The organism is Piscirickettsia salmonis LF-89 = ATCC VR-1361 (genome assembly GCF_000297215.2).
In the GTDB taxonomy this organism is placed as follows: Bacteria; Pseudomonadota; Gammaproteobacteria; order Piscirickettsiales; family Piscirickettsiaceae; genus Piscirickettsia; species Piscirickettsia salmonis.
Genome location: NZ_AMFF02000113.1, coordinates 1 through 10,688, shown reverse-complemented (window position 1 = coordinate 10,688; position 10,688 = coordinate 1). Strand labels below are relative to the sequence as shown.

Genomic DNA, 10,688 nt, shown 5'->3' with positions numbered 1-10,688 from the left:
GCGTTGCGTGCCTTGAATCGGCACACTCCACCACTGTGCTCTCACATGACTCGCAGCGATTGACTAGTAGGCTTGTCAATAAGGTGGCTATTTTCCTTTCTTTCTATCTTATTTATTCTGTAACTATTCAATAAATCCAGATTATTAATATAGATAATATTTTATTTTAACCCCTAATGTAAAAAAATCCGTAAAGAAAAATTTTACTTAAATTATAGCCTATATAGCGGAGCATTTTGTTTTTTCTCTACAGAATAAAATTTATCTTTATAGTATTTTTTAATTAAGAGTAACACTCTATCTTATAAAAACGCTTAATTTAGAGAGAAAACTAATGCCTAAACAACAGAGCCCTACTGTCTCCCAAAAGCCATCTCATGGAAAAAGAATAGAGGATTTTAATATTGGTTTTCAAAAAGGTGAAGTTAAGCAAAAACTAAAATGCACGCTTCGGGAATTTAATAAGCTAGAACCAGACTCTGCTATGAAAAAATACACCTTGGAAGGCTTGAGTGATGCTTATAGACACCTTGACGCTGAACTGAAACCCAACCTTAAAGAAAAAGATTTCTATAGCGACACTGCAGTCCCAGATTTACTACTTCTAGCAACGTTTCCCGTTTCATTATTTTTACTCTATAGCTTGAGTTCAAACTTTCGAAGGCTCTGGCACATTGGCTCTGACCACGAAGCTATTCAAGATACATTAAATATATATGATAAATATCAGCATATTCAAAATAACCTTGAACAAATTAGAGCAACACATCCTGAAATGAGTGAAGTATGTAATAAAATCTCTACACTTTCTGAAGAACTTTTTACTCACGGACTAAAAATAGCACACTCAGGGCGCATAAAATCTCTAGAAGGTAAACGCTTTAATCAACATCTAAATCATCTGAGTGCGCTCACATTTAAACTCGCTCACAATCCATCATCTGAGCATGCTCAAGCATTTACACAGTACAAACAAAGTATCAAACAATCCCCATGGTTAAAGATTCAACTCGCAATTAAAAGCATCTTTTCAGCTTTTAATAAGCTGACCCAACGCCACTCAAATGAGGCTCCAAGCGATAAAGAATTAAGGCTGGATGCAGCACAATTAGGCCTATCTCAAGAGCATGAGCGTCAAGCAAAAAGTATTGCCAAAACATCTTTACCTTTTCTTGATCATGCTCGCAGCAACCAGCCTCAAGATAATCAGCAGGCAGTTGAATTAATCCCTATAGCAGATCAATAAATTAATCTTCTATTTTTTTAATTTAAAAAAACATAAAAATAAACAAATAAACTATATAATAAAAATTATATTTAACTATATTTTAATTTTAAAAATTACATTTAAATTTTCCACTATTCTTAACCATTATTCCAAAATGAATATTTTAGATTATTTGCTTATATTTTTCTTATATCAATGTAAATTTACATTTTCAACGCTTAAAACTCACAATTATTACTATTTTTATCATTATAAACTTTCCATGTTTAACATATAAATAAAGCTATATAAAAAATTTATCTTCTACTTTTTATAAAATTTTATTAAAGCTAAGGAATTTTATATGCCATTAGACCTTAAGCGCATTGTCGACATTAGCGAGCATGGAGAGGTCAGATATAAACAATCTGCTCCTACACTTCACTTCCAATTAGATAAGAAAGACTTTGGTATTCACCCATTAGACATGCCACTTTACTTTGGTGATACAACAGATAAAGAACAGTTTAACTTTTTAGCCCGTACTGTCTCACAGTTAGGTGTGTATTTTCGTCATGGCCTAAAAAATATTCCCGACCGTGAAGATCAAGGAAACAGAAGACGACGCGAGAGGAAGTTAAAAGCAACGCATGAAACCCAGCTCGCCTTAATGACACTGGCTCCCCTGTTAAAACTAAATCGCTATAGCCAATGTACGCGCCAAGAATTTAACGCTGTAATAGCTCAGGTTAGAGAAAGAATCGATAAAATTTTTGCCGGCGATGATGTAATTAATAATGCATTAAAAACCATCATAGAACATAGACTCGACCGCATAGCTGACGCTGCTGGAGAGGAGGGCAATGTCGATGTCACCGCTTTACATCTATACTCTGATGTTGTCGATTTATCCGAAGCTTTACTTGAAGGCCTACAAGAAAAAGCTAATTTAGAATATGATAATCGAGACACCCGGACTGTTCGTCGTGATAACCTTTATAAGAATATACAAAACGCCAAGGACATTCTGCGTAACCCTCAGCATCAGCGCCGCGGTCACGGAAAAGCTTTAAACAGGTCTAACTTCGGTCTCTTTGGCCCATCTTCTGATAAAAAAGCACACGAGGAACAACAAGAAGCAGCTGATCAAGAAGAAGAAAAAGAAACGTATTATCTTAACCCTGCTCATTATAGAATAAGTGAAGCAAACATTGCAAAAGACTGCGATTACTTAGAGGCAATTGGAGCCCAAGTCAAGGAAGAAATAAAGCCAGCACAGGATCTAGAGCATACAGCTAAAACAAGTGTAGATGTAGATACTGAAGAAACACCCCTACTAAAACCAAGCTCTACAACAGACCTAACTCAAGCAGAAGCAAACCGCGATCAACAAGTAGATCAGCAAGCTACACTTGCCGAGCAGTTAAAAGACAAGCGTAGTGAGCATGAACCTACCAAGGCTTCAGCTACTAGAAACTCCTGGTATTTACACAGAGCAGGAGCCAATAACCTGTTAGCCGCAGGTCCTGCAGCATTTGCAATTGCAGGTGCAACGATTGGAACAATCTTTCCAGTGGTTGGTACTGCAATCGGTGCTATCGTTGGTGCTGGGGTTGGTTATCTTGCCGCAGCCACTCATCATGCCATCGCGGTAGAAGAAAAGAAAAATGGTGGCTACTTTGTTGAGCCCGCTAAAAGACTTGCTGCCGGTCTCGCAGCACCCATTACATATGTAGTTAATGCAGCTGAAGTTGCCGCACGCCCGGTTATACGCTGGGGGCAGAAAGCACTATTCGGCTGGGGCAGTACAAAACACCCTAAGCTAGAGATAGTCGTGCGCGCAGGACGCAAGCTCGATCTCGAACTCCCTGATATTCAAGCAGATGAAGCGAATAGGGGTGAAGAGCCCTTACTAGGGCCAGCAAAAGCTAAAAAACCAGCCGTAGCCGTAGCCGTACCAACACAGTTAACCTTAGATACCGGTGGTGGTTTCAGCTCCATTCCAGCAGCAACGGCACTTTTTACAAGGCATATTGCCAATCCTCTAGCTGCTGTTTTTAGGTCAAACCCCACCATTGGCCTCTTTTTACATGGTTTTTTATGGGGCCCGCTTGGGCTGATTACCGCCTTTAAAGCAGTCGGACTAAGCCATTTAAGTCACATTGAACTAAGCGTAGTCAAAGCATATAACTACGTGAGTAACATGTTTTCTGGCAGCACGGGTTTTGTCGGATCAATGTGGTCATGGATTGTACCAGGCAAATTTTTAGAGCTCATCATACTTGACCCATTGGTAAATCCTCTTAAACAAACTGAATTATTTGGGCACTTTTTTGAGAGGCTTGAAGAGATAAAGGATGACCCTCACCACAGAAGGGATGTCTTTGTCGCCAAACAATTAATGCAAACAGTACTCATGCTTGCACTAACAGGCGCTGCTGCCAATTTAGCAGCACCTTTAATCGCTGAAGCCTTCAAGGCTGTGGGTATGGAGGTTGACTTTGGCTCTAACCCCATCGGCCAAGCATGGAATAATGTATTAGTCATGACCAAAGGCAGCGCGCTGGCAACCTCCATGATGCTTTTCAATAATCAGCCAGAACATATTATGCGCGACACTACAGCCGTCTTAGCAAGTATTATAAAAAATCATGGAGAGGATGGGAAAAAGCATGTACAAAACATATGTAATAACCTCAAAAAGCTTCAGCAATTAAGTCCAGCAGCTTACGCTAGTTTAAGCAAAATAAAAAAAAGCCAAATACGAGCTTGCTTCCATGACTTAAAAAAAGTGTTCGGTGTTGAATTAATGTACGCACTGGTTCCTGGAGAAAAATTCGGCATCAGACCACCCGCTCCCACAAATGCACTTGGCAAAGTAGTGAACTGGGCAGTTTCAGTGCCCATGGGCATTTGCAGAGGACTACGTCACCCAATCGCTGTAGGACTCCCAGCTGTTGCTAACTTTGTCGCAGGCATGCTAGAGTTCGCAACGGTCATCAAGCAGTCTTCAGGGATAGCGACTAAGGTTATACGTGGCAATATCTTTACTCGCCAGGTTGCAAAACGCCTTCCCGGCTTCGGCGGCAACGAGCAGGAAGTAGCAAATAACTTACGAGCCAAATATGATAATCAGCGCCCCGAAAGAAATTGGCTTCTTAGCCCCCTTAAATCCTTCAGCCGTGCCCAGCATTGGGTTCAGCGTGGTTTGACCAACCTCATGCACCGTTGCACTGCCTATGCGATGGCCGGAAAGAATACTCTACCCAAATCACCTGACTTAGCAAAAGAAGAATTAAAGGGAATCACAGGATTGGAAGGCCACCCGTTAATACAAGGTGATGGATTTGGCCGCGAACCTGAGCCTGGCAGAGATCAAAATCATGGACCTGACCTTCTACTTGCAAGCGCTGAGCCACGAGAACCATTGACAGCATCCAGTGCACCGGGATACACATCATTCGCAGGCAAAGGCTCAGCAGACTCAGGGCCAACAGCCGTAACTCCTCCTATGCCTACAGCATCATTAGCAGCATCTCAATCCGAGTTTGCAGGAAATGTTTCAGGAGACAGTATATCCCCTAGATCTGGGACAGGGCCAGGGGTACCATCAACCAGTGCTGATCTTACAGCCCAAATATTAGCCTCTCCTCGTGAGCAAATACAACCAGAGCAACTAAAAGACGGAGAGGCATTCGCACATTTTGAGGATAAAGACCCAGGTGTAGAAGCTAGAGCAGTATCCACATCACCTTATGCAACTTCAACACCAGCACTCCAACAGCTACAAGCAGCAGAAGCAGCACCGCCTCTCGATCTTAAGGCAACAGCTCAAAGCCAACAAGCTGCCTGCGGATAAAGATTGAACAGCACACGATAATGGTAGGCCACCGTGCCTACCTCTCTTTTAAGCTCAACGCATATTGATAAAAATCACGTTTACTCTTGCCAGTAATTTCAGCAGCCAGTTGTGCTGCTGCTTTTACCTTCAACTGCTCCAGTAAAACCCCCATGATACGCTCATCCTCAACACTTAATGCCTGTTCGGGCTTTTTCTCAGCCCCAGTAACTAAGATAACAAATTCACCACGTTGCTGATTACTATCACTGTCTAACCAAGTGATTAACTCGGCTAGCGGCGCTTTTTTAATGGTTTCATATTGTTTGGTTAACTCCCGGGCAATGCAGGCTTCACGCTCGGCACCAAAAATCTCAGCCATCTGCACAATACAATCACAGATGCGATGCGGTGCTTCATAGAAAATCAGTGTTGCCGTATCCGTGCTTAAACTTTGCAAACGTTGGCCTCGCCCTGAAGATTTAGCCGGCAAAAAGCCAACAAAACGAAACTCATCCGAGGCCAAACCCGACACGGATAAAGCCGCAATCAAGGCACTGGCCCCAGGAATAGGCACGACTTTAACCCCTAGCTCATGAGCAAGGCGAACAAAGTGATAACCCGGATCACTGACTAAAGGCGTGCCGGCATCTGAGATCAACGCCATGCTTTCACCTTGCTTAATACGCGCTAATAAGGCTAAAGCCTGCTCACGTTCATTATGCTCATGCAACGTGAGCATAGACGTTTGAATGCTAAAGTGCTGTAATAAGCGCTTGCTATGACGCGTATCTTCAGCGGCAATCACCGCAACCTCTTTTAACACCCCAATCGCACGTGAAGTTAGATCACCCAGGTGGCCGATCGGTGTTGCCACAATATATAAACAAGCCGACATAAAATCACTTCTCTTTATGTTAAAATTATCACAGGATCTCTCAAGCTCTTTCACCTGAGTTTATAACAGTAAAATAATCTACTTAATAATCTGGACATTACTTTAAAAGCACATCATTTTGCTCGCATTTAGCCTGAGTTTCATTCATAGTTGATAGTATCTAGGTAAAATATCAGGAAGATAGTCATGTCGAACCCATTGAGGCAGCATTTAATTGATGCTAATGAAAGCTATTTTTCACATATGCGCTTTGCCTTACGACAGTGCGGTCGATTATTTACCGCCGCCTGCTGCCTCATGCTCCATGCACTGTTGCCTTTTATTTTAACGCATACGGCAAGCTACCTCATTGATAAGATCAATCAAGATCTTGAAGAAAAACGCAGTCGTAAACCTCAATAAATCAACGATATTTACTGTAATAACCACGCAATCAGCACATAATAACACTTATGAAAGCTCAGCGAGGCGCTGCAAAATCGCATCGAGTTTATCTTCTACCCGCGCTAAACGCTCTTCTAGATTACTTTCCACCTGGCTATGATTATTATTCGTATTATGCTCAGCAACCACGTGATTAGCTTTTAATGGTTGAGCCACTTGGCCATCCATGGCTAGATTTGCTAGCTCATCGCAGCGCTCATTATGCGCATGTCCACTATGGCCTTTTACCCACTGCCACTCAATATTTAAACTCTGATTGAGGGCCTCAAGCTGCTGCCATAAATCTTGATTTAGCACCTGTTTTTTCTGTGCAGTTTTCCAACCATTTTTTTTCCACTGCTGCACCCACTGGCTAATGCCTTGCTTTACATAATTCGAATCTGTCGTAAGGCATGCTCGAGTCCCTAAAGTCAGTGTTTCAAGTGCCTTAATCGCCGCCGTCAGCTCCATGCGGTTATTTGTCGTCTGTGCTTCATAGCCGTTTAATTCCGTTGTACCTCCCTTAGCATCGATAATCACCACCCCCCAGCCACCAGGCCCTGGATTGCCGCGACAACCACCATCGGTATAAATCTCTATCATTTATCCAAACCTTGTGCTTCTTTTTTCTGGATTTCTTCATGGCCGTTCACTAAATCAAACCACTCTTCAGCATAAGACGGCATTGCCAACAGTTCATCTATATATTTAAAACACTCATCTTCAATCAACAAACCATCATCAGTAAGCCAAGCCAACCAAATGCCATTTATGCCATGTTGTTGAATTAAGCCTTCAGCATCCGCATGGCTTAATTTACGCTCAGCGGCTAATGTTTCAGCATCTGTGATACCAGAGATAAAACGCATTTTATGACGCTCAAAGCCATACTTTTTTGATAATTTATCGATTTGCTGAATCAAGGCTGGATAACTCATGCACTTTAGTACCTTCTCTATAGAACTGTTTATTAATTCACTAACGTGACCTCATTATACGCAACCTTAGTCAAGATCATAGCCTTAACTTAATACGATATAAAAAAGAGGCCTTAAGCCCCTTAATCTTGCCCTATCAGCACTCAATACGCTTTAAAATAGCATGATTCATGTAATTGACAACTGAGTGCAAGCCACCTGACTGCTGCCAACCTCTTGCAATATTGGCACACTTTCAGCACATTTATTCACCGCACGCGGACAACGGGTACGAAATACACAACCACTGGGTGGTGAAATCGGCGAAGGCAAATCCCCTTGCAATAACGCTAATTTTTTTGTACGTTCTTTTTTAGGGTCTGGCACAGGCACCGCAGACATCAACGCTTGTGTATACGGATGCTCAGGCTGGGAAAATAAATCTACCTTATCAGCAAGTTCCATAATATGGCCTAAATACATCACCAGAACACGATCACTAATATGCTTGACTACACTTAAGTCATGGGCAATAAAAATCAATGATAAGCCTAATTTTTTCTGCAAATCTTTTAATAAATTCACAATTTGCGCTTGAATCGATACATCCAACGCACTCACTGGCTCATCGCAGACAATCAACTTAGGTTGTAAAATGAGCGCACGGGCAATCCCAATACGCTGGCATTGCCCACCAGAAAATTCATGCGGATAGCGATTGACTTGATTTGGTAATAAACCCACTAATTGCATCATCGCTTTCACCTCAGCCATGATCGCTGCCTTTTTCTTTGCTGGATAAAACGCCTTTAAAGGTTCAGCAATAATTTCACCTACGGTCATTCGCGGGTTCAATGACGCCAGTGGATCTTGAAATATCACTTGCAATTCACGACGTTTATCACGTAAAGCTTTTTTATTGAGCTGGCGCAAATCTTCACCGAGCCACAATACTCTACCATTTTGAGAAGGCAATAAGCCTAAAATCGCACGCGCCAGTGTTGACTTACCACAGCCTGATTCCCCCACGACACCCAGGGTTTCTCCAGCATACAACTCAAAACTGACACCATTGACCGCTTTTAAGGTTTTTGCCGGTTGCCAAGGCCAACTATTGCCCTGGTTTACTTTAAAATGAACACTTAAATCTTCAATTTTTAATATCGGTGCGACAGACATTTAAGCCACCTCCTCAATACGATGACAGGCCCCGGTGCGCTGATTAAATTGGCGCAATAGTGGTGGTTTTTCAGCACATACTGGGCTGACGACAGGACAACGCTGCTGAAATGGACAGCCGGCGGGTAAATGTAATAAATTAGGTGGGTTACCAGGTATTGTTACTAACTCTTCATCCACCTGATCCAAACGCGGCAAAGCGTTTAGCAACCCTTGTGTATAAGGATGCAGCGGCTTGGCAAAAATAGCATTCACACCCGCATGCTCCATGGTTTGCCCTGCATACATCACCATCACATCATCACAACTGCCAGCAACCACCCCTAAATCATGTGTAATCATGATAATTGATGTATTAAAATCCTGTTGTAACTCACGCAATAAAGCTAAGATCTGCGCTTGCACAGTCACATCCAAGGCGGTGGTTGGCTCATCAGCAATCAATAATTCAGGACGACATAATAAGGCCATAGCAATCATGACCCGATGACGCATCCCCCCTGAAAATTCATGCGGGTACATATTCAAGCGCTTGCTCGCTTCAGGAATTTTAACCGCATCAAGCATATTCAGCGCCTCTTGCTGCGCTTGGGCTTTCGTCATGCCTTTATGCAATACCAACACTTCAATCATTTGCTTGGCGACAGTCAAATAAGGATTCAGTGAAGTCATCGGGTCTTGAAAAATCATCGCCATATGATGCCCACGAATTTTATTGAGCCTTGCCACAGGTAATCCAATCAGCTCTTCACCTTTAAACTGAATAGACCCTAAAACCTCACCATTATTTGCCAACAAGCCCATCAAGGCTAATACCGTTTGACTTTTGCCTGAACCTGATTCACCGACAATACCTAAGGTTTTGCCTTTTTCTACAGAAAAATTCACCTTATTCACTGCATTAACTATGCCTTCAGGTGTCTTAAAGCGCACTTGCAAATTATTCACGGTTAATAAATTCATTATCGACTCCTAGTGTCCTTTGGGATCTAAGGCATCGCGCAAACCATCACCAATAAAATTAAAACAATATAAAATTAAAGCTAATGCAGCACCTGGAAAGGCAATGCTCCACCAAGCAATCGTCATATTTTGTGCCCCGCTATTCACTAAGACTCCAAGGCTGGTCATCGGTGCTTGCACACCTAAACCCAAAAAACTTAAAAATGCAGCAGTTAAAATCACAGTTGGCACCGTAAGAGTTGCATAGACAACAACCACGCCTAACAAATTAGGGACAATATGACGAATAATAATACTAAATTGACTCACACCAGACGCATAAGCCGCTTCAATAAATTCTTTACTTTTTAAGCTTAAGGTTTGACCACGCACAATCCTTGCCATATCCAGCCAAGAAATCGCACCAATGGCAATAAACATTAAAATAAAATTCCGGCCAAAAAACGTCATTAAAAGAATGATAAAAAATAAAAAAGGCAATGAATATAATACATCGACAATACGCATCATCACACCATCGACTTTACCGCCAATAAATCCTGCGGTTGCCCCATATAAAATACCAATCACAATACTCACAAAGGTAGCAATAAAGCCAACATACAGTGTGATTCTACCACCTGCCATCGTTCTTACAAATAAATCACGCCCAAGCTCATCTGTACCAAAAAGATGCTGCCCACTGGGCGCACTAAAAATTGCACTCCAATCAGTTTGCTCTATAGTATACGAGCTCAACCATGGACCAATAATAATTGCTACAATCAAAATAACCAGGATAGCTAAGCTAACAACCGCTCCTTTATTATTAAAAAAACGCCGCATTGCATCCGCCCACAAACTACGCCCGGTTATTTCTTGTTCGCCCTCCGTCATCTGAAGTGCAACACTCAGTAGAGAGTTCATATTCATACAGATAAACTCTCTAGTTCGCCTTTTGACTTAGAGGGTAGAGATGGTTTATCGGCACTTAAATGAAAAAGATCGTTTTTATATCGAACAACGGTTATCAGAGGGAGACTCGCTCAGATCGAATTGCTAGAGCACTTGGCTTTTCTCCTAGCACGATTAGCCGTGAGATTAAACGGCACACCCCAATCGATTTTAAAGGTCTTTATTGTCACCGGCTTACTTCTCGCTGCGCACAAGAAAAACGAGCTAAACGCTAAGCAAAGGTCAAAGCTTTTTCGACAAATTTTCAGAAGGAGGCAAAAATGTTGTTGATTCATCAGCGGTTAAGCACTCATACATCCCCCGATGTTA

General features: G+C 42.0%; 8 protein-coding genes and 2 pseudogenes. 4 read left to right on the top strand and 6 right to left on the bottom strand.

The features are described 5' to 3' along the window. Positions 1-334: 334 nt before the first annotated feature. Complete coding sequence (locus C200_RS11040) at positions 335-1,246, top strand: hypothetical protein (RefSeq protein ID WP_016209566.1); 912 nt, start codon at positions 335-337, stop codon at positions 1,244-1,246. Between the two features lie 325 nt (positions 1,247-1,571). Further along, positions 1,572-5,066, top strand: coding sequence for a hypothetical protein (locus C200_RS11035; protein WP_016209545.1), 3,495 nt, complete (start codon positions 1,572-1,574; stop codon positions 5,064-5,066). 37 nt (positions 5,067-5,103) lie between these two features. Here C200_RS11035 and rsmI read toward each other — a convergent pair whose 3' ends face one another. Continuing rightward, on the bottom strand, positions 5,104-5,943 hold the full coding sequence (rsmI, locus tag C200_RS11030; RefSeq protein WP_016209551.1) for a 16S rRNA (cytidine(1402)-2'-O)-methyltransferase: 840 nt from the start codon (positions 5,941-5,943) through the stop codon (positions 5,104-5,106). 186 nt (positions 5,944-6,129) lie between these two features. Between rsmI and C200_RS11025 the strand changes: the two genes are divergently transcribed. Further along, positions 6,130-6,345, top strand: a complete 216-nt coding sequence (locus tag C200_RS11025; RefSeq protein ID WP_016209564.1) for a DUF6356 family protein — start codon at positions 6,130-6,132, stop codon at positions 6,343-6,345. 207 nt (positions 6,346-6,552) lie between these two features. Here the strand turns inward: C200_RS11025 and rnhA are convergent. The 5 genes and pseudogenes from rnhA to C200_RS11000 form a co-directional block, all read right to left on the bottom strand. Beyond that, positions 6,553-6,969, bottom strand: a pseudogene (gene rnhA, locus C200_RS11020) (ribonuclease HI); the annotation flags it as partial. Continuing rightward, on the bottom strand, positions 6,966-7,304 hold the full coding sequence (locus C200_RS11015; protein WP_016209540.1) for a hypothetical protein: 339 nt from the start codon (positions 7,302-7,304) through the stop codon (positions 6,966-6,968). The pseudogene rnhA and the gene C200_RS11015, both read right to left, overlap by 4 nt. Before the next feature lie 168 nt (positions 7,305-7,472). Next, positions 7,473-8,462 (bottom strand): murein tripeptide/oligopeptide ABC transporter ATP binding protein OppF, encoded by a 990-nt coding sequence (gene oppF / locus C200_RS11010; RefSeq protein ID WP_016209568.1) that lies wholly within the window; start codon positions 8,460-8,462, stop codon positions 7,473-7,475. After that, the gene (locus tag C200_RS11005; protein ID WP_016209572.1) at positions 8,463-9,425 is read right to left on the bottom strand and encodes an oligopeptide/dipeptide ABC transporter ATP-binding protein; all 963 of its coding nucleotides are present in this window, start codon (positions 9,423-9,425) and stop codon (positions 8,463-8,465) included. A 9-nt stretch (positions 9,426-9,434) separates the two neighbouring features. Then, a complete protein-coding gene (locus tag C200_RS11000; RefSeq protein ID WP_016209559.1) occupies positions 9,435-10,337 on the bottom strand; it encodes an ABC transporter permease in 903 nt (300 codons plus the stop codon). A gap of 43 nt (positions 10,338-10,380) precedes the next feature. On the opposite strand from C200_RS11000, the pseudogene C200_RS16940 reads away from it, so the two are divergent. Beyond that, positions 10,381-10,688, top strand: a pseudogene (locus C200_RS16940) (helix-turn-helix domain-containing protein); the annotation flags it as partial.

Bases quoted from the DNA above. Each gene is read 5' to 3' on its own strand.
- C200_RS11040 (WP_016209566.1), top strand. From the start codon at position 335: ATGCCTAAACAACAGAGCCCTACTGTCTCCCAAAAGCCATCTCATGGA.
- C200_RS11035 (WP_016209545.1), top strand. From the start codon at position 1,572: ATGCCATTAGACCTTAAGCGCATTGTCGACATTAGCGAGCATGGAGAG.
- rsmI (WP_016209551.1), bottom strand. From the start codon at position 5,943: ATGTCGGCTTGTTTATATATTGTGGCAACACCGATCGGCCACCTGGGT.
- C200_RS11025 (WP_016209564.1), top strand. From the start codon at position 6,130: ATGTCGAACCCATTGAGGCAGCATTTAATTGATGCTAATGAAAGCTAT.
- C200_RS11015 (WP_016209540.1), bottom strand. From the start codon at position 7,304: ATGAGTTATCCAGCCTTGATTCAGCAAATCGATAAATTATCAAAAAAG.
- oppF (WP_016209568.1), bottom strand. From the start codon at position 8,462: ATGTCTGTCGCACCGATATTAAAAATTGAAGATTTAAGTGTTCATTTT.
- C200_RS11005 (WP_016209572.1), bottom strand. From the start codon at position 9,425: ATGAATTTATTAACCGTGAATAATTTGCAAGTGCGCTTTAAGACACCT.
- C200_RS11000 (WP_016209559.1), bottom strand. From the start codon at position 10,337: ATGAATATGAACTCTCTACTGAGTGTTGCACTTCAGATGACGGAGGGC.